The 20,665-nt window shown below is 69.4% G+C and carries 7 protein-coding genes; 4 read left to right on the top strand and 3 right to left on the bottom strand.

What is annotated here, in order from left to right; translation table 11 throughout:
* Positions 1 to 49: 49 nt before the first annotated feature.
* Genes ACFVT5_RS21520 through ACFVT5_RS21510 form a run of 3 tightly spaced genes read right to left on the bottom strand, consistent with a single transcriptional unit; the run spans position 50 to position 4,075 of the window.
* Positions 50 to 1,579 (bottom strand): FAD-dependent oxidoreductase, encoded by a 1,530-nt coding sequence (locus ACFVT5_RS21520; RefSeq protein ID WP_389890084.1) that lies wholly within the window; start codon positions 1,577 to 1,579, stop codon positions 50 to 52.
* 1 nt (position 1,580) lies between these two features.
* The gene (locus ACFVT5_RS21515; protein ID WP_389890081.1) at positions 1,581 to 3,413 is read right to left on the bottom strand and encodes an amino acid adenylation domain-containing protein; all 1,833 of its coding nucleotides are present in this window, start codon (positions 3,411 to 3,413) and stop codon (positions 1,581 to 1,583) included.
* Complete coding sequence (locus tag ACFVT5_RS21510; protein ID WP_389890078.1) at positions 3,407 to 4,075, bottom strand: hypothetical protein; 669 nt, start codon at positions 4,073 to 4,075, stop codon at positions 3,407 to 3,409. The genes ACFVT5_RS21515 and ACFVT5_RS21510 overlap by 7 nt, the downstream gene beginning before the upstream one ends.
* Before the next feature lie 127 nt (positions 4,076 to 4,202).
* On the opposite strand from ACFVT5_RS21510, the gene ACFVT5_RS21505 reads away from it, so the two are divergent.
* From ACFVT5_RS21505 to ACFVT5_RS21490, 4 genes are all read left to right on the top strand, one after another.
* Positions 4,203 to 5,453, top strand: coding sequence for a cytochrome P450 (locus ACFVT5_RS21505; RefSeq protein ID WP_389890075.1), 1,251 nt, complete (start codon positions 4,203 to 4,205; stop codon positions 5,451 to 5,453).
* Positions 5,454 to 5,527: 74 nt separating this feature from the next.
* Positions 5,528 to 7,255 carry an arginine--tRNA ligase gene (gene argS, locus ACFVT5_RS21500; RefSeq protein WP_389890072.1) on the top strand — a complete coding sequence of 576 codons (1,728 nt, stop codon included), beginning with the start codon at positions 5,528 to 5,530 and terminating at the stop codon, positions 7,253 to 7,255.
* 244 nt (positions 7,256 to 7,499) lie between these two features.
* The gene (locus tag ACFVT5_RS21495) at positions 7,500 to 18,416 is read left to right on the top strand and encodes an SDR family NAD(P)-dependent oxidoreductase (protein WP_389890069.1); all 10,917 of its coding nucleotides are present in this window, start codon (positions 7,500 to 7,502) and stop codon (positions 18,414 to 18,416) included.
* On the top strand, positions 18,413 to 20,650 hold the full coding sequence (locus tag ACFVT5_RS21490) for a type I polyketide synthase (RefSeq protein ID WP_389890066.1): 2,238 nt from the start codon (positions 18,413 to 18,415) through the stop codon (positions 20,648 to 20,650). Before ACFVT5_RS21495 ends, ACFVT5_RS21490 begins: the two co-directional genes overlap by 4 nt.
* Positions 20,651 to 20,665 lie beyond the last annotated feature (15 nt).

The raw sequence follows: 20,665 nt of genomic DNA, 5'->3' as shown, positions 1-20,665 counted from the left end.
GAACCGCTCCACGGGACACCCATCACCGGGACGCCTGGAGTTTCTCAGCTCACTGGTCGGCCGTCGGCTCGGCCGTCGATCCCGCCGTAGCCGAACTCCGCCAGTGCAGCCCGTCCTGAGACGGGACGAGGCCGCCGGGGAACTGCGGGTCCGGCTCCGGGAGTAGTTCCGGCATGTCGGCCAGCGCCGCGCGCACCTGAAGGTCGGTCGCCTCGTGCAGGACGTCACCGAGGAGCCGGGTGTCGCTGCCCTGGAAGACGAGATCGCCCTCGTCCATCACCTCCGGGCGCGACGCCTGCTTGAGCGCCGCGCTGAACTGGTTCACCGGGCGCCGGGCAGCGGTCTCGAAGAGCTCCCGGTCCGGCCCCGAAACGCCGGCCACCAGGTCCACGAACGCCTCTGCGTCGCCCTGTTCGGTGCCGAGCACCTTGCGGGCCTCCCAGAAGTACGACGACTCGTCGTGGTTGAGTTCGTACATCGACTGCAGGAACTGATGGAAGAGATCGAACTCGCGCCGGTAGCGCTTCTCGAACTCGGCGAAGCACGCCTCCTCGGTCAACTCGCCGCGCAGCCGGGTGTTGATCGACCGAGCCGCCAGCACGCCGCTGTAGGTGGCCAGGTGCACGCCGGTGGAGAACACGGGGTCGATGAAGCAGGCCGCGTCGCCGACCAGCGCCACCCCGGGCCGCCAGAACGATGTGTTGCAGTACGAGTAGTCCTTGCGGACGCGCAGCTTGCCGTACATCCCCTCGGTCACGCGGTGCGCGGCTGACAGGTAGTCGGCGATCAGCGGACACGAGGCGATGAACTGCGCCATGGCCTCCTCCTGGCCGCGCTGGATGACGTCGATCCGGTCGCGAGACACCACAGCTCCGACGCTGGTGAGCGTGTCGGAGAGCGGGATGTACCAGATCCACCCGTCGGAGAACGCGGCGCACAGGATGTTGCCCTCGTTCGGTGCCGGCAGCCGTTTGCCGCCCTCGTAGTAACCGAATAGCGCCACGTTGCGGAAGAAGGGGGACAGCTCCCTCGAAGCGACCTTCTTGTACAGGCCATCCGTGTTGCCCGCGGCGACGACGACATAGCTGGACCGCACGGTGTGCTCCGCGCCGTCGGTGTCCCGGAACCGCACACCGCGGACCCGGCCGCCCTCCTCCTCCAGCGCCAGTACCTCGTGCTCCTCCCGCACCTCGACACCGTGCCGGCGGGCGTTGTCGAGCAGGATCTGGTCGAATCGCGCACGATCCACCTGGTAGGCCGTCGACGTCGGTCCGGCGAGTTTGCGGGAGAGCGCGAAGGTGAACGTCCAGGGCTCGGGATTGTTGCCCCAGCGGAACGTTCCGCCGCGCTTGACCGGGAAGTTCGCCTTCTCCAGCTCCTCGGTGACGCCGAGCATCTCGCAGACGCCGTGCACGGTGGAGGGGAGGAGCGACTCGCCGATCTGGTAGCGCGGGAAGCGCTCCTTCTCCAGCAGGAGCACCCGGTGCCCGGCCTGGGCGATGAGGGTGGCGGTAGTGGATCCGCCGGGTCCGCCACCCACGACAACGACGTCGAACTGCTGATCTGCCGTTCCGCTCATGTCATCCAACCTTTCGGTGATGGGCCTCGGCCGTCGTCGTGGCGTCCGCGATGTTGACCTTCAGCCACTCGGCCAGTTCTTCGACCGTCGGCGCCTCGTAGACCCACAGCAGCGGTACCTGAGCACCGAACACCTGGGAAAGCCGCAGCGCGACGCGCACGACGGCCAGCGACCCTCCGATGTCGAGGAAGCTGCGGCCGCGCGCGACGTCCGGGATGCCGAGGATCTCGCACCAGATCGCGGCTACGGTCTCCTCGACGGCGCCGTTCGGTGCGTCCTCGCCGGGAAGATCGGTGGGGGAGGGCACGAGCGCTTCCAGCGCCCGTAGGTCGACCTTGCCGTTGGGCGTGAGCGGCAGCCGGTCCAACCGGCGGATCTCGCTCGGCACCATGTACGCGGGCAGCGCTCCGCCGAGGAAGGTCCGCAGGTCTGCCGGGTCGACGGACGGACCGGTCACGAACGCGACAAGGGTGATGTCCTCGGCTCCGGCCGGAGTCACCACGGCGGCCAGCCTGACGTCCGGGTGACGCTGCAACGCGTCCTCGATCTCGTCCGGCTCGACCCGGTAGCCGCGGACCTTCACCTGGCGGTCGATGCGCCCGAGGAACTCAAGCTCTCCGTCCGAACGGTGGCGGACCTGGTCGCCGGTGCGATACCGGCGCGTACCCGCCGGTCCGGTCGGGTCGGGCTCGAAGGCGGCCGCGGTCAGGTCCGGCCGCTCGTAGTAGCCGCGGGCCAGCCCGGTACCGCCGATGCACAGCTCACCGGGCACGCCGTCGGGCACGGGAGTGCCGGCCGGGTCGAGCACACTGACCCGGATGCCGTCCACCGCCCGCCCGATGGGTACGGTGTCGAGGCCGGCGAGGTCCTCCTCGGGCGCCCGCCAGACCGTGCTCCACACGGTGGCCTCCGTGGGGCCGTACTCGTTGAGCAGTTCGACCGCGGGGAGGCGGGCCCGGCTCTTCGCGGGAAGGCCGGGCGGGCACCGTTCGCCGGCGACCGTGACCGTGCGCAGCGAGGCGAGCGCGGATGGTTCCGCCGTCTCCAACAGAAGGTCGTACAGCGACGGCAGGGTGAGCACCGTGTCGACACCGCCACGTTCGACGAGTCGGCTGACCGTGTCCAGATCGGACTCCGTGCCGGGCGCCGGCAGGTGCAACGTGCCGCCTCGGGTGAGCGTGCCGAAGATCCCGGCGACAGCGCTGTCGAAGGCCATCGCGGACAGCAGCAGGAACACCTGGGGCGGCCGGTACCAGGCGTGCCGGGCGAGGGTTGAGCCGACCAGCGACCGGTGTGTGACAGCCACCCCCTTGGGGCGGCCCGCCGATCCGGACGTGTAGATGACGTAGGCGAGGTTGTCCGGCTCGGCCGTCCGCGCGGGGACGAACTCGGGCTGTCCGGTGGTCAGATCCCAGTCCTCGTCGAGGCAGAGCACCTGGGCACCGGGAGTCGTCGGCCGATGTGCCGACGCGCGCCGGCTCAGTATGAGCCGGACGGGTACCTCGGACAGGCGGTCGACCGGGCTCGCCGGGTCCATGGGCACGTAGGCGCCACCGGCCTTCAGGATGGCCAGGATGCCGATGACCATCTCAGGCGACTTGGGCAGATGCACGCCGACGAGGACCTCCGGTCCGATGTCGCGCTTCTGCAGTTCGTCGGCGAGGGCGTTGGCCCGCTGGTCGAGTTCGGCGTAGGTGAGTGTCACCGTCGGCGACACCACGGCCGGGGCGTGTGGTTCGTGCCGCACCGCGCTGGAAACGAGTTCGTGAATACAGTGGTTGGCGTACCGCAAAGGTCTTCCCTCCTGAACGTCGACCATTGCGCCGGTCAGCATTCGAGTGAAACCATTCGATGCCGGATGGCGGTCTCGACAAGCACCTCGCGGCCGCAGCCCCGGGTCAGCCGCAGCTTGTCGGTGAGATATTCGATGTGAGCGTTGACGGCACGGACGGTCATGTACGACCCCAGTCGACGTGCTATCTGCTCCGACGTGGGCAGCGGGCTGGACGCCGATCCGCGCAGGCGAGGCTCGCAGAGTGTCCGCAATACAGCGAAGTACGCGGCCTGTGGGTTGAGCGCGGGTTGCGCCTCGCGGACGGCCGCGCACGGCGCCGGCCGCACCGGCGCGTACTTCGGTTCCGGGCCGAAGACGGTGAGGTGCGGGCCACTGGCGCGACCGGCGGCACTGACTCGGCACAGCTCGAACGGCACCGGGGCGAGGCGCCGGCCGGGGTCGACGGTCAGGTACTCGTAACAGTTCTCCAGATTCTCCACCAGCAGCGTCTGGATCGGACCGAGGTTTGTCAGCAGCCAGTGACCGGCAGTGGCGGTGATTTCACCCGTGAACCAGGTCGCTTGCTGGTCGAGTGCGAGATCAAGGTCGCATTGCCCGCAGGTGCAGGAGCCGAATGTCGCCGATTCACCCTCGCGTAAATCTATTTGGTCCGGTTTTCCTGCTTTCTGTCCCGGTGTTTGGACTGTGACAACTGCACGCACAACCGTCCCCGTCTATCGGCATGAGCCGAGCATGTCCGCACGGTCTGGTCGCGATCTTGTCGCGGGGCAGTGCATCGGCAAGGTTCTGACAGGATCGTCAACCAGAAGCCCCGGCGAAGCTTGGCGAATGCCGATGCGTAGAGCGAGTGTTGTCAACGCGGACGGACTGCCGCTCGCCGAGGTTCCTCCCATCACCTACGACCCCTTTTCGTACCAAGTGCAGGAGGATCCGTATCCCGTCTACGCGTGGATGCGCGAGAATGCCCCGGTCTATCGGAACGAGGAACGGGATTTCTACGCGCTGTCCCGGCACGCCGACGTCCTGGCGGCGATGCGGGACGCGGCCACCTTCAGCAACCGCAACGGGATATCCCTGGAATCCACCATGTCGGGGGCCCAGGCGTACAAGAACGTCTTCTTCCTCGCCCTCGATCCGCCCGACCACACCACTGTGCGCCGCCTGGTGCAGCGGACATTCTCACCGCGCACCGTCGCGCAGCGCGAGGCGCGCATCCGCGAGTTGACCCGGCGACGACTGGAGCCCCTGCTGGACCAGGACACCTTCGATTTCGCCGCCGACCTCGCCAACGCCGTGTCCAGCGACGGAGTCTGCGACATGCTCGGCATCCCGGAAGCCGACTGGGACACCATCCGGCTCGACTCCGACCTGCTCAACACCCGGAAGCACGACTCCGGCGAACGGACGCCGGAGAACCTTGCCGCTGCCTTCCGGCTGGGCACCTACTACGGGCAGTTGATCGCCGACATCCGCCGCCACCCCGGCGACAACCTCATCTCGATGCTCACCCGGTCGGACATCAAGGGCAGGCCGGTCAGCGACTCGGAGATCGTCGCCTTCATCTTCCTCATCGTCAGTGGCGGGAACGAGTCGACCAGCAAGCAGGTCGGCAACGCCTGGTATCACGGCTGGCGGCTGCCTGACGTGCAGCGGGCCGGACTCGCGGGCCGGTTCACCGACTGGGCCGACGAGTCGCTCCGTTTCGACTCCTCCAGCCAGATGACGTCGCGCACCGTGACCCGCGACATCGTGCTGCACGACACGCACGTCCCGGCCGGCTCCCGCATGGTGCTCCTGCACGCTTCCGGCAACCGCGACCAACGGGTCTTCGACGAACCCGACCGCTTCGACCTCGACCGCGACACCCGCAAAATGATCAGCTTCGGTGCCGGGAGCCACCATTGCCTCGGCGGCGCCCTGGCGACACTTGAGGTCCCGCTCGTGCTGGAGGAGGTCGCCCACCATGTCGCCGAGTACGACCTCGACATGGTGGCCGCCCGGCGCGTGCACTCCGCGCACCAACGTGGCTTCACGTCTCTGCCCTGCACCGTTGTCCGGCGCAAGGGCAGCCGACGCTGACGGTGACGACGCGGTCCGCCGGGCCGCTGGAATCCGTGTTGACGCCTTTCTTTCGCCTCGGCTAGATTCTCCCAATGGCAAACCTGGAAGAATTATTGATTCAGAGGTTGGCTCCGGCATTCGAGACGGTGGCCGGTGCACCCGTCGATCCGGTCATCCGACGATCCCAGTATGCGCACTTCCAGTCGGACGCCGCCCTCTCGCTGGTCCGTAAGATCGATGGAAATCCGCGTGACATCGCCGGCAGGGTCGTTGAGGTCGCCCAACTCGATGATATTTGCTCCTCGGTGGAGATCTCGGGACCCGGCTTCATCAATTTGACTTTCGCCGACGAAGTTCTTGCGCGCCTGCTTTCCGAAACGGTCGGTGACGAAAGGCTCGGCGTCTCACAGGCCAAAGTCCCGGAAACCATTGCGATCGACTACTCCGCACCGAATGCCGCCAAGGAGATGCACGTCGGGCACCTGCGTTCGACCATCATCGGCGACGCGGCTGTGCGCCTCCTGGAGTGGCAGGGGCACACCATCATCCGTCAGAACCACATCGGCGAGTGGGGCACCCCGTTCGGCATGCTCGTCGAGCACTTGCTCGACATCGGGGAATCAGAGGCCGCGCACGAGCTCTCGGTCGGCGATCTGAACGGCTTCTACAAGGCCGCTCGCGTCAAGTTCGACGCCGACGAGACGTTCAAGGAACGGGCGCGCAAGCGGGTCGTCCTGCTGCAGAGCGGCGACGAGGCGACACTGCGCCTGTGGAAGACGTTGGTGGACGAGTCGAAGAAGTACTTCAAGACCGTCTACGGCATGCTGGACGTCCGCCTCACCGAAGACGACTTCTTTGGCGAGAGCTACTACAACGACCAGTTGCAGTCCGTGGTGGACGAGCTGGACGAGCTCGGACTGCTACGGGAGAGCGAAGGCGCCCAGTGTGTATTCCCGGAGGGCTACACAAACCGTAACGGGGACCCGCTGCCGGTTATCGTCAAGAAGGGCGACGGCGGCTTCGGCTATGGCGCGACCGACCTCGCCACCATTCGACATCGCCTGCGCAACCTCCACGCCACGCGCCTGCTGTACGTCGTCGGTCTGCCCCAGCGCCAGCACCTGGAAATGATCTACGACGTTGCCCGGGACGCGCGCTGGCTCGCCCCACCCGCTCGCGCCGAGCATGTCGGTCATGGGTCGATCCTCGGTGACGACGGCAAAATGCTCCGCACCCGCGTCGGCCAGTCGGTGAAGTTGGTGGACCTTCTCGAAGAGGCCGTGGTGAGGGCGTCCGCGGTGATCGCGGAGAAGAACCCTGAACTCGACGAGGACACCCGTGCCGCTGTCGCGCGTGCGGTCGGAATCGGTGCCGTCAAGTATGCGGATCTCTCGACCGACCGTACGAGGGACTACGTCTTCGACTACGACCGCATGCTGTCGTTCGAAGGCAACACCGCCCCCTACGTGCAGTACGCGCGGGCCCGGATCTGCTCCATCTTCCGCCGCGCCGGCGTGGAGACGCCGCTGCGTGGCGTCGACACACTGGTTATCGCTGAGCCCGCCGAGCGTGCCCTCGCACTCGAACTGCTCGCGTTCAGCAGCCTCGTCGGCGAGGCTTCCGAATCGCTGGAGTTCCACACATTCGCCAACTACCTGTTCGGCTTGGCGGCCGCGTTCACGAGTTTTTACGAGAAGTGCCCTGTCTTGCGTGCCGAGGGTGACATCAAGCAGAGTCGACTGGTCCTGTGTGACATCACCGCTCGGACACTGGAACTGGGCTTGGGCCTCCTGGGGATCGACGCCCCGGACCGGATGTAATCTGCAGACGCCTTCTATCGAGAAGAATGGCGAGCGCCAGTTGAGCAGCCCTGTGGAGGAGTACGACCAGCACCAACGGTCGTACTCCTCCATCTCATTGACACCGTCGCTGAGCGCCGTGCGGTAGAAGTCGAGCGACCAGTGTTCAGTCCCACCCCTGCTGACTGGCCGAGTATCAATCTTCTATCTCCGCCGGGCACGGTACGGCGTGAAGGATGGTCGCTCTAGGGCATGGGACGCGCGGATGACCGAGTTTGTCGGCCCTGATTTCACGGCTCACGCAGTCGATCGGCCGGAGGGTGAGGTGGCGTCAGGGGCCGGCCTCGCTCTGCGTTTGTCCAACCTGCCGGAGCGGGAGCAGAGTCAGGCGCTCCTGGCTTTGGTCATGGAGCACACACAGGCCGTGCTGCACCCGACGGATACAGACGCGTCGCCACGGATCCAAGTGGATATGACGTTCAAGGACTTGGGACTGGGTTCATTGCCGCTGGTCGCCTTGCGGGACGTTCTGAACGCGGCGACCGGGCTGAATCTGTCGCCCATGGTCGGCTTCGACCATCCGACTCCCCGATCGCTGGCCGACCAATTGCGCAGAGAACTCGGACTGACGGACCCGGTGTCCGCTCCGCCCGAACAGTCGGTCCCGCACGACGAGCCCGTCGCGATCGTCGGCATCGGTTGCCGATTCCCCGGTGAGGTGCACTCGCCCGAGGATCTCTGGAGACTGGTGTCAGAGGGCAGGGAGGCTCTGTCGGACGTCCCCGCAGACCGGGGATGGGACCTGGAGCGCGTCATCGGTCAGGATCACGCCGGTCCCGGGGCCGGTGCTGTCACCCAGGGCGGATTTCTCGACACGGCCACGGAGTTCGACGCCGACTTCTTCCGTATCGGTCCCCGCGAGGCAGCCGTCATGGACCCGCAGCAGCGACTGCTCCTTGAGGTGTCGTGGGAAGCGTTCGAGCGCGCGGGAATCGACCCCGCGGGCTTGCGGGGCAGTCGGACCGGCGTATTCGTGGGCGTCGAGAACCACGAATACGGCGTACGAGTGCATGAGGCCGCGGACGATCTCCAGGGTTACCTCATGACCGCCGGTGCGGGCAGCGTCGCTTCGGGCAGAGTGGCGTACAGCCTGGGTTTGGAAGGGCCGGCGATCACTGTCGACACGGCGTGCTCCTCCTCACTGGTCGCCGTGCATCTGGCAGCGCAGTCATTGCGACGAGGCGAGTGTTCGCTCGCGCTGGCAGGGGGTGCCGCGGTCATGGGCTCCCCGGGTGTCCTCACCGCGTTCTCCCGGCAAGGAGCCCTTGCACCCGACGGACGGTGCAAGTCGTTCGCGGCGGGTGCTGACGGAACCGGTTTCTCCGAGGGTGCCGGGTTGTTGGTGCTGGAGCGGGTCTCCGACGCCCGACGTCTGAGGCACACCGTGCTCGCCGTCGTCCGGGGCTCCGCGGTCAACCAGGACGGCGCCGGCAACGGTCTGACGGCGCCCAGCGGCAAGGCGCAGCAGCGGTTGATCCACGACGCGCTCGCTTCGGCGGGGCTGACGTCCGAGGACGTGGACGCGGTGGAGGCACACGGGACGGGCACCACGCTGGGAGACCCGATCGAGGCGCAGGCGCTGCTGGCGACCTACGGGCAGGAACGCCCAAATGAGCGCCCGCTGTGGCTGGGGTCCGTGAAGTCGAACATCGGGCACACGCAGGCCGCGGCCGGTGTCGCCGGCCTGATCAAGATGGTCGGGGCGATCCGGCACGGAATCCTGCCCAGGACCCTGCACGTGGACGAGCCGACGCCGCACGCGGACTGGTCGAAGGGAAACGTCCGGCTACTCACCGACTCGGTGGACTGGCCGGACTGCGATCGGCCGCGCCGGGCCGGGATCTCCTCGTTCGGGGTCAGCGGCACCAACGCACACGTGATCATCGAACAGCATCCGGCCGCAGACGCGGGCGAGTCGTCGGTAGCGGCGGAGAGCCCCTCACCGCTCCCCGTGGCGTGGATGCTGTCCGCGAAGAACGCGCAGGCGCTGCGCGCGCAGGGAGGCCGGCTGCGGGACCACTTGGATACGACGGCCGACGGGCGTCTGCACGCCGTGGGCCGCGCACTCGCCGGGTCGCGCGCGCTGCTGGAGCACCGTGCGGTGGTATGGGGCTCCGAGCGCGGTGATCTCGTTCGGGGGCTGGAAGCGCTGGCCGAGGGCCGGGAGGTTCCCGGGCTGGTGAGCGGTCGCGCCGCAGAAGGCCGACTGGCCTGCCTCTTCCCCGGCCAGGGTGCGCAGCGCTTGGGAATGGGACGTGAACTCCACGGTCTCCACCCGGTGTTCGCTCAGGCCCTGGACGAGGCCGCGGGCTACCTCGATCTCCAACTCGACCGGCCCCTCTACGACGTACTGTTCGCCGCGGACGGCTCACCGGAGTCCGTTCTTCTGGAGCAGACGCAGTACACCCAGGCCGCGCTGTTCGCGGTGGAGGTCGCGCTGTACCGGCTGTTGGAGTCCTGGGGCATCGAACCGGAGTATCTGGCCGGACATTCGGTGGGGGAGCTGACGGCCGCGCATGTGGCAGGGGTGCTCTCCTTGCGGGACGCGGCGCTCCTGGTGGGCGCTCGGGGCCGCCTGATGCAGGCGTTGCCCGTCGGCGGCGCGATGGTCGCCGTCCAGGCAGCCGAGGCCGAGGTACGGCCGTTGCTGGGTCCGGAGGTCGACTTGGCCGCCGTCAACGGTCCCGACTCCGTGGTGATCTCGGGAGACGAGGACGCGGTCCTGCGCATCGCCGCGCGCTTTTCGGAACAGGGACGACCGGTCAAGCGCCTGCGGGTGTCGCACGCGTTCCATTCACCGCTGATGGAACCGATGCTGGCCGAGTTCCGGCAGATCGCGCGCACGCTGACCTATTCCGCTCCCCGCGTTCCGATCGTCTCGGGTCTGACCGGGGGCCTTCTGGCCGAGGACGCGAGCGACCCGGAGTACTGGGTTCGCCATGCGCGCGAGGCGGTGCGGTTCCACGACGTCCTTCAGTACCTGACGCGGCACGGCGTCGGAGTCTTCGTCGAGGCGGGGCCGAACGCGGTGCTCTCCGCCTCGGGACAGGATACGCAGGGCCAAGGGGCCCTCTTCGTACCGGCGTTGCGGCCCGGCCGCGCCGAGGCCGACGCGGTGCTCTCCGCGGTGGGCCGGCTCCATGTCGCCGGCGTGCCGGTGGACTGGCATCGGGTCCTTCCCGGAGGTACCGCCGCCCCCGTGGAACTGCCCACCTATCCGTTCCAGCGGCGACGGCACTGGATCACTGCCCCGGACCCTGGCGGCGATCCCGCCTCGCTGGGTCTTGGGGCGGTGGACCATCCGCTCCTGGGCGCGGTCACGGAGTCCCCGGAATCGGGCGGTGTGGTGCTCACCGGACGGATCTCCCCGAGGGAGCACCCCTGGCTCGCCGAACACCGAGTACACGGCCGCGCGGTCCTCGCGCCGAGCGCGTTCGTGGAACTCGCGTGGCGGGCCGGTGACGAGGTCGGCTGCGGCCGGCTCAAGGAACTCGCCCTGGAGGGCCCGCCGGTCCTGTGCGAGCGCGGCCCGGTGCGGCTCCGCGTCGCTGTCGGTGCGGCACGGGACGGGGAGCGCACGGTGACGGTCCACTCCAAGGCCGAGGGCAGCGGCTCCCACTGGACGCGTCACGCGAGCGGGGTGCTGACGGAGGAGCCGAGCACGGCGCCGTTCGACCTCACGCGGTGGCCGCCGGTGGGTGCCGTGCCCGTGGGCGTCGACGACCTCTACGGGAGTCTGGCGCGGCAGGGCTGCGACCTCGGCCCGCTCTTCGCGGGGGCGCGAGCGGCCTGGTCGCGCGGCGCGGAGTTGTTCGCCGAGGTCGCGCTCCCCGAGGGGTACGCCGGTCAAGCGCATGGCTTCCTGCTGCACCCGGCCCTGCTGGAGGCCGCCACCCACCCGTGGTCGGCGGTCAGACCTGGGGCGGACGGTATCCGGGTGCCGTCGTCGTGGTCCGGCGCGACGCTGTACGCGACCGGGGCCAGCGTACTCAGAGTGCACGTGGTCCCGCACGGCCCGGACAGCGTGGGACTGCGACTCGCCGATCCGAGTGGACGGCCGGTCGCCTCGGTGGATTCCCTGCGCATGGAATCGCTCGCGCCCGAGCGATCCGCCGCCCCGTCCGGTGCGGCTTCGCAGGCGGCGCTGCTACGCCTGCGATGGGACGACCGGCCGTTGGCGCAGCAAGCGAGCCCTGTTCCGGACGAGGGCGGCCTCGTCGTGATCGGCGATCACGCGAAGGCGAGCGGCGTAGGGCCGTCGGCCTTCCGTGATGTGAAGGCGCTGGCCGCCTCCGTGGCCCGCGGCAGCGTCGGGATCCCGCGCGTGGTGGTGATGCGGTGTCCGGGACCCGCCGACGAAGAGGGCGACGTGTCCCACGATGTCCGGGCCGTTGCCGCCGATGTGCTGGAGGCGGTGCAGACCTGGCTCGGGGAGGAAAGGCTGGCCTCCTCGCGTCTCGCCGTCGTCACCTGCCGCGCGGTGGCCGTATCCGGCCAGGAGGACGTGAATCTGTGCCACGCCCCGGTCTGGGGACTGATCCGCGCGGCGGAGGCGGAGAACCCCGGCAGCTTCGTTCTGATCGACGTCGACGACGCTTCTGTGGACGTGAGCGGGCTGGCGGCCGCCGCCTGTTCGGGCGAGGCCGAGTTGGCACTGCGCTCCGGGCGAGCGCTCGTGCCGCGTCTGGCTCCGGTACGGGAGTTGCCCGAGGCCGGAGGGGCCGGGCCCTGGCGGCGTGGCGGGACAGTCCTGGTGACCGGCGGTACCGGCGGCCTGGGCGCGCTGGTGGCGCGTCACCTCGTGACCGTGCACGGCGTACGTGACCTCCTGCTGGTCAGCCGTCGCGGACCGGACGCGCCCGGCGCGGAAGCGCTGCGCGAGGAACTGGAGCAGCTGGGCGCCGAGGTCACTGTGGCCGCGTGCGACATGGCGGACCGTGACGCACTCGCCCTGCTGTTGCGGCGGATTCCCGCGGAACGGCCGCTGACCGCCGTGGTGCATGCGTCCGGGGTGACCGACAATGCCTTGGTCGGAGGGCTGACACCACAGCGGCTGGACGCGGTGCTGAGGCCCAAGTCGGATGCCGCCTGGCATCTGCACGAGCTGACGAAGAACCTCGATCTCGACGCCTTCGTCATGTTTTCCTCCGCGGGCGGACTGGTCCTGGCGGCGGGACAGGGCAACTATGCAGCGGCCAATGTGTTCCTTGACGCCCTGGCCTGCCGTCGTCGTGCCCAGGGCCTGCCGGCACAGTCCCTGGCCTGGGGCCTGTGGGACGTCAAGACAGGGCTGGGCGCGCGACTCACCGGCAACGACCTCGACCGGATGCGGCGGTCGGGCCTGCCGGCACTCGCCGTACGGGACGCCCTGGCCCTGCTGGACGCCGCACTCGCCCTCAATGCCAGTACGGACTCGGGGGCCCCGCCGGATTCGCTCGGACACACCGCCGTACTGGTGCCGATCGGGCTGGATCGGTCCGCGCTCCGGGCCGGCCGTGAGCACGTACCCGCGCCTCTGCTCGGGCTGGCACGACGTGCGGTACCCCGCGCGCCGGAGGGTGCCCGGGGCCCGGACACGCTGCTTCGCCTGTTGGACGGCCGTCCCCGCAATGAGTGGGAAGCCCACGTGCTGGCCCTGGTGCGTACCCATGCCGCCCAGGTCCTCGGTCATGACGGGCCGCACGACATCCCGGCGGACCGGCCGTTCAGGGACCTCGGGTTCGACTCGCTCGGAGCAGTCGAGCTGCGCAACCGTCTGGGCTCGATCACGGGACTTCAGCTCCCCGCCGGCCTGGTCTTCGACCATCCCACCGCCCTCGCGGTGGCAAGGCATCTCCTGAAGGGCGTCGACGGCCGGACCGTACAGCGGCGGGGCTCCACCGTGCCGGCCGGGGAAGCGCAGCCGTCCGTCGGCCTTGCCGTGGAGCACGAGCCGATCGCGATCGTCGGGATGGGCTGCCGCTATCCAGGGGGAGTCGGCTCACCGGAAGAGCTGTGGGACCTGGTGGCCGCCGGCGGCGACGCCGTCACCGGATTCCCCACCGACCGGGGCTGGAATCTCGACGAACTCCTGGACACCGATTCCGCCGAGCCGGGCAGTACGTACGTCCGGGCCGGTGGATTCCTGCATGACGCAGGGGCCTTCGATCCGGCGTTCTTCGGCATCTCCCGGCACGAGGCCGTGGCGATGGATCCCCAGCAGCGCCTGCTGCTGGAATGCGCCTGGGAGTCCCTGGAGAGGTCCGGGATCAATCCCGCCGCGCTGCACGGCAGTCGGACCGCGGTCTTCGCCGGTGTCACCGACATGGGTTACTGCTCATGGCCGCACCACGATCTGACCGAGTACAACGGCTATCTGGGCACCGGCAACACCGCGGCGGTCGCGTCCGGCCGGATCGCCTACACCCTCGGTCTGGAGGGTCCGGCGATCACCGTGGACGCGGCCTGCGCATCCTCGCTGGTCACGCTGCACCTCGCCGTCCAGTCCCTGCGCCGAGGAGAGTGCACGCTGGCGCTGGCCGGCGGAGCCACTGTCATGGCGACGCCCAGTTCGTTCGTCGAGTTCGGAGCACTGCGGGTGCTGGCCGAGGACGGACGCAGCAAGGCTTACGGTGCCGACGCGGACGGCGCCGGATGGGGCGAAGGCGCCGGAGTGCTGGTACTGGAGCGTCTCTCGGACGCCCGTCGCCACGGTCACCCCGTACTGGCCGTCGTCCGCGGTTCGGCGGTCAACCAGGACGGAGCCTCCAACGGCCTGACGGCGCCGAACGGCACCGCCCAGCAACGGGTCATCCGTGAGGCGCTCGCCGACGCCGGACTCGAACCGGCGGACATCGACGTGGTCGAGGGACACGGCACCGGAACCGCGCTCGGCGACCCGATCGAAGCAGAGGCACTGATCGCGGCCTACGGACCGCTGCGCCCCAGCGGACGGCCGCTGCTGCTCGGCTCGATCAAATCCAACATCGGGCACAGCCAACTGGCCGCCGGAGTAGCCGGAGTCATCAAGATGGTGATGGCGATGCGCCACGGCGCCGCGCCACGAACCCTCCACGCCGACGAGCCCTCGCCGTTGGTGAACTGGTCCGCCGAGACGGTCCAAGTCCTCGGTGAGCAGCGGCCATGGCCCCACACGGGGCGGCCCCGGCGGTCGGCTGTCTCCTCCTTCGGCATCAGCGGGACCAACGCGCACGTGATCCTCGAAGGCGTCGCGCCAACAGCCGCTCCCTCCCGTGAACCAGGCGGCACGGCGGTCGTTCCCTGGGTGCTGTCCGCTGTCGACGCCCCGGCGCTGGCGCGACAGGCGGCCCGCCTGCGTCGTCACCCCAGCGCTCTGGAGGCCGATCCCCTCGACGTGGGGTGGTCGCTTGCGACGGCGAAAGCCGCGCTGGCCGAGCGCACCGTCATCCTGGGGAACGATCGACAGACCCTGCTCGACAGGCTGGCCGCCGTCGAGGCGGGGGTGCCGCATGCCCAGGTGGTGCGCGGCACCGAGTCCGGCAGCGACCACCGCGTGGTGTTCGTCTTCCCTGGCCAGGGCACGCAGTGGCCCGGGATGGCGGCCGAGCTGATGGACGCGTCCTCGGTCTTCGCCGACTCGATTGCGGCGTGCGCGACGGAACTGTCCGTCTTCGCCGACTGGTCCCTGCCCGACGTCGTGCGTCAGATCCCCGGAGCTGCCTCGCTGGACCGCATCGACGTCCTGCAGCCCGTGCTGTTCTCGGTCAACGTCTCCCTGGCTGCCCTGTGGCGCTCCCTCGGTGTGGAACCTGCGGCAGTCGTGGGCCACTCGCAGGGTGAGATAGCGGCGGCCCATGTGGCCGGCGGGCTCTCGCTCCGCGACGCCGTGCGGGTGGTGGCGATGCGCAGCAAGGCGCTCGTGGCGCTGTCCGGCAAGGGCGCGATGCTGTCCGTGCTCGCTCCTGCGGCACGGATCGAGGAGCGGATCGAACGCTGGGGAGACGCTCTGTCGGTCGCGGCGATCAACGGCCCGGCTGCCACCATCGTCTCGGGCGAGTCGGCCGCGATCGTGGAGCTGGAGACGGAGTTGGCCGCCGAGGGGCTGCGGGTGAGCCGCGTCCGAGGCGGAAACGCGGCCGGGCACAGCGCGCAGGTCGACAAGTTGAACGAGGAACTGCTCACCACCCTGGCCCCGATCACGCCCCGGACATCAGATGTCCCCTTCTACTCGACCGTGAGCGGCCGGCTCATGGACACCGCGCTACTCGACGCCGGCTACTGGTACCGGAACATGCGTGAGCCCGTGCGGTTCCATGCGGCGGTAGAGGCGCTCGCGGCTCAGGAGTACCGGGTCTTCGTGGAGGTCGGACCGCACCCGGTGCTGACGGGCGGCCTTGAGGACACCTTGGCGGAGCGCGGTCCCGACTCGGTGGTCACGGGGACACTGCGCCGCGGCGAGGGCGGCCTCCAGCAGTTCCTGTCCGCAGCGGCGGCGCTGTACGTCTCCGGCGTACCCGTCGACTGGTCCGCCCACCTCCCCGACGCGCACCGGGTGGAACTGCCCACCTACGCCTTCACACACCAGCGCCTCTGGATGACCCGACCGAGAACAGCAGCGCGGAGCACCGACACCGGTCACCCCCTGCTCGACACCGTGGTGCACCTGCCGGACGGCGGGCTGGTGCTGACCGCGTCGCTGTCGGCGGGCGACCACCCGTGGCTGGTCTCCCACCGCGTGCACGGCGACGCGGTGCTGTCCAGCGGTGTCCTCCTGGAGCTTGCGCTGCATGCCGGCCACCGCGCCGACTGCGGCCTGGTCGACCGGCTGGACGTGGAATCCGCGGCCGTACTTCTCGAACGCGGCGGTCTGCGCCTGCAGATCACCGTCGGTTCACCAGACGACACGGGGCGGCGCAGCCTTGCGGTGCACTCCAGGCCGGACGGCACGGACCATCCCTGGGTGCGTCACGCCACTGGCATCCTGGCCCCCGAGCCGGTCACTCACCGCTCGGAGGGACCGGACTCGTGGATGCCGGCGCACGCTGCGGAGATCGATGTCGAGACCCTCAGCGTTCCGGACGGGGCACCGCGTTGCGTACAACGCATATGGCGGGCCGGGGACGAGGTCTTCGCAGAACTGGAGCTGCCTCATGAGCTGCGCGCATCCAAGTTCGCCGTGCACCCGGTGATGCTGGACGCCCTGGTGTATCCGTGTCTGCCCGAGGCCCCGCACCAATGGCGGGACGTGCGTCTGCATGCCGTCGACGCGACCCGCGTACGCGTGCGACTCGTCACCGCGGAGGACGGCACCGTGACCGTACGGGCCACCGACTACACAGGGGCGCCGGTCCTCACAGCGACGTCGGGGCTGCGGACGGTCGACTCGGACTGGCTGCGAGGCGCCCGTGCCGGACGTCTGGACTCGCTGTTCGAGGTCGACTGGACCCCGGTACCGGTGAATCCGGCGCCGACAGACGGGTGGACCGTACTCGACCCGTTCCGGACACGGCGCTTCCCCGACCTGCCCCACTACTCCGACCTGGCCGGTCTGCTGTCGGCACCGGAGCTGCCTGACGTGGTGATCCTGCCGCTGCCCCCGGTCGCCGATTCCTCGGACGTGCCCGGTGAGGTCCACACCCGGATCAAGGCCGTGCTGCGTCTACTCAACGCCTGGCTGGCCGATGACCGGCTGAGCTCCGTCCGCCTGGTGTGTGTCACGCGGGGACCCGGTCTCGGGACCGGCGCCGCCTGGGGCCTGGTGCGGTCCGCGCAACTGGAGCACACGGACCGGATGGTGCTCGCCGATGTCGAGGACGACCGCGAACTCGGTCTCTCGGCGGGTGCTCTGGCCACCGGGCACAGTCAGTTCACGGTGCGTGCGGGCACGGTGCTGATACCGCGACTGCTCCGCACCGCGGCCGCAGAGGGCGTGCCGGTGACCTGGAGCGAGCCCGGCACCGTACTGATCACCGGTGGAACCGGCGGCCTCGGCTCGCTGCTGGCCCGTCATCTGGTGACCGCACATGGAGTCCGCAGCCTGATGTTGGTCAGCCGTCAGGGTCCGGACGCACCGGGCGCGGCCGAACTGCGAGCCCAACTGCGGGCCTTGGACGTACGGGTGTCGGTGCACGCGTGCGACGTGGCGGACCCCGTGGCCGTCACCGACCTACTGGCCGTCGTACCGGCGGACGCACCTCTTCGAGCCGTCGTGCACACCGCGGGCGTACTCAGCGACGGCGTCCTGTCGACGCTGACGTCCGACCAGGTCGATGCCGTTCTGCGGCCGAAGGTCGAAGGAGCCTGGAACTTGCACACCCGCACCGCCCATCTGGACCTGGCCGCGTTCGTTCTCTACTCCAGCGCCGGCGCGATCTTCGGAGGCGCCGGCCAGAGCAACTACGCGGCGGCCAACGGCTTCCTGGACGACCTCGCGCGGCATCGGCATGTCCTGGGGCTGCCGGCCCTAGCACTCGACTGGGGGCTCTGGGAACACGAGACCGGCATGGGCAGCCATCTCCAGGACGGCGACTTCCGCCGTATCGCAGGCCAGGGAATCAAGGGACTGTCCGACGCCGAAGGCGTGGCCCTCTTCGATGCGGCGCTGGCCGGCGGCCGTCCGGTTCTCGCTCCTGTCTCGCTCAACTGGCCAGCTCTGCGTGACGCGCGCGACCATGTGCCGGTTCTGCTGCGGCACCTGACGCGCGACACCAGCCGCCGCGTGGCCGACCGGCCTGCCGAGCGGCAGCAGGACTCCGAAGAGCTGCTGATCCGCCTCGGAAGCCTGCCTCTCGCCGAGCAGGAGGAGATGCTGGTCGAGTTGGTGATGGCACAGGTCGCCCTGATCCGCGGCGGAGAAATCGCGGACCCCCGACGGCCGTTCAGGGACGCCGGATTCGACTCGCTCGCCTCCCTCGACCTGCGCAACCGGTTGCGGGCGGTGACCGGACTTGCCCTGCCTGCCGCGCTGGTGTTCGACCACCCCACCCCGACCGATGTCGCCGTCCACCTCCGGGACCGGCTCCTGCCGCAGCAGGAGGAAAACCCGGCGGCCACCGATCCCGCGACCGACCGGCCGACCACCATCGACAGCGACGAACTCGACCGCATGGACGGCGAGGACCTGCTGCGGCTGTTCCGTGCGCAGACCCAGGAGCAGGGATGAGCCGGACCGAGGAGTACGTCGAGGCCCTGCGCGCCTCGATGAAGGAGAACGAACATCTGCGCCGGGACAACCGTCGGCTGACCGAGGCCGCGACCGAACCGATCGCCGTCATCGGCATGGCCTGCCGGTTCTGCGGGGGGATCGACAGCCCGGAACAACTGTGGCGGCTCCTCGACCGGGGCGACTCGGTACGGACTTCCTACCCGGAGGACCGGGGCACACGTACCGACGAGTGGTACGACCCGGACCCTGCGGCCACCGGGCGCAGCTATGCCCGCCACGGCGGATTCCTGTCCGACGCCGGCGACTTCGACGCGGAGTTCTTCGGGCTGTCCCGCGCCGAGGCCACGGCTATGGACCCGCACCAACGGCTGCTGCTGGAGGTGTCCTGGGAGGCGATCGAGCGTGCGGGAATCGGCCCGCACTCACTGCGTCACACTGACACGGGCGTCTTCGTAGGGGCTACACATGCTCCGTACCCGCTCGTGCCCTCGCCCGAGCCGGACGACTTCGGGCTCACTTCCAACAACGGCAGCGTGCTGTCCGGGAGGATCGCGTACCAATTCGGGCTGATGGGACCGGCCCTGACGGTGGACTCCGCTTGCTCCTCATCGCTGGTGGCTCTGCATCTGGCCGTACGCTCCCTGCGCTCGGGCGAGTGCGCGTTGGCGCTGGCGGGCGGCGTATGCGTGATGACCGACCCGCGTGCCCTCGTCGAACTGTCCCATCTCCACGCCCTGTCGGCCGACGGCCGCTGCAAACCGTTCGCCGCCGGCGCGGACGGCACGGGCTTCGCCGAGGGTGCGTCCATGGTTCTGTTGGAGCGGCTGTCGGACGCGCGCCGTGACGGCCACCGGGTTCTGGCAGTGGTCCGTGGCAGTGCGGTCAACCACGACGGGCCCTCCAACGGCCTGATGGCACCGAACGGCCCCGCACAACAACGGCTCATCCGCCGAGCCCTGGACGATGCCCGGCTGTCCGCGGCGGAGGTCGACGTCGTGGAGGCGCACGGGACCGGCACCAGCCTTGGTGACTCCATCGAAGCCAATGCCCTGTTGGCGACGTACGGCCGGTCACGGACGGGTGATCAGCCATTGTGGCTGGGGGCCCTGAAGGCCAATGTCGGTCATACCCAGGCCGCGTCTGGCGTGGCCGGCGTGATCAAGGCAGTGCTTGCGATGCGGTACGGGGTTCTCCCGGCCACTCCTCACATCGACACACCGACCCCCGAGGTCGACTGGTCGTCGGGAAGCGTTGAGTTGCTCACCGCCCGGCGGCCCTGGCCGGCACCGGGCCGACTCCGACGGGCCGCGGTGTCCGCGTTCGGCGTCGGTGGTACGAACGCTCACGTGATCCTGGAGGAACCCGCCCCCCTCCCGGACCGTCCGAGTGATGCTGCACGTCCGCTGCCGGTCACTGCCTGGGTGCTGTCCGCTCACAGTGGTCCGGCACTGGCTGAACAGTCCGCGCGACTGCGGGCGTTCGCCGAGGAACGCCCCAGGACGAGCACCCTCGACATCGCGTGGTCCCTGACCACGACCCGGTCCGTGATGGATCACCGGGCCGTGGTGTGGGGGACAGACCGGACCGAATTGCTTGCCGGACTGCGGGCCTTGGAGACGGGTCGCACCGTCCCGAATGTGGTGACCGGCGCACAGCCGCAGGGCAAGGCAGCGATCGTGTTCGGCGACTGCCCCTGGCCGACCAACAGCGCGGCCGAACTCGCCGAGACCTTCCCCGCCATCTCGGAACCACTGTCCCTGGCACATGGTCGGCATCCATCGACGCCGGAATACACGTTCGCTGTCCAACTCGGCGTGTACCGCCTTCTCGAAGCGCTGGCGGTACGGCCCAGCGCCGTCGCGGGCCAGGGCCACGGCCGCATCTTGGCCGCCCATGTCTCCGGCGCCGTGCCTTTGCCGGATTCCCTGCGGCTGCTGGCAGACGCGGCTGCCGACACGGATTCTCCATCTCGCACGCGGGGTCTGGGGTCCGAAGGCGCGTCCCTGGTCATCGATCTGGCTGCCGCGCTGCCGACCGAGCCTGTAGGGGAGGGCGTCACCGTGGTCCGGACCGCCGATGCGGTGACCGCCGTGGCCGCGGTCACCGAGATCCTCGCGTCGCTGTTCGTCGGCGGCTGCGCACCGGACTGGACCACCTACTACGCCGACCGGGGAGCACGGACCGTGGAACTGCCGACCTACGCCTTTCAACGCCGGCGCTACTGGGCCTGACCGCCTGACGAGGTG

This window comes from Streptomyces sp. NPDC058001, from assembly GCF_042886315.1.
In the GTDB taxonomy this organism is placed as follows: Bacteria; Actinomycetota; Actinomycetes; order Streptomycetales; family Streptomycetaceae; genus Streptomyces.
This window is presented reverse-complemented; position numbering and strand designations above follow the sequence as displayed.

Excerpts from the sequence above, each read along its gene's own strand:
- ACFVT5_RS21520 (WP_389890084.1), bottom strand. The coding sequence starts at position 1,579 with ATGAGCGGAACGGCAGATCAGCAGTTCGACGTCGTTGTCGTGGGTGGC.
- ACFVT5_RS21515 (WP_389890081.1), bottom strand. The coding sequence starts at position 3,413 with ATGCTGACCGGCGCAATGGTCGACGTTCAGGAGGGAAGACCTTTGCGG.
- ACFVT5_RS21505 (WP_389890075.1), top strand. The coding sequence starts at position 4,203 with ATGCCGATGCGTAGAGCGAGTGTTGTCAACGCGGACGGACTGCCGCTC.
- argS (WP_389890072.1), top strand. The coding sequence starts at position 5,528 with ATGGCAAACCTGGAAGAATTATTGATTCAGAGGTTGGCTCCGGCATTC.
- ACFVT5_RS21495 (WP_389890069.1), top strand. The coding sequence starts at position 7,500 with ATGACCGAGTTTGTCGGCCCTGATTTCACGGCTCACGCAGTCGATCGG.
- ACFVT5_RS21490 (WP_389890066.1), top strand. The coding sequence starts at position 18,413 with ATGAGCCGGACCGAGGAGTACGTCGAGGCCCTGCGCGCCTCGATGAAG.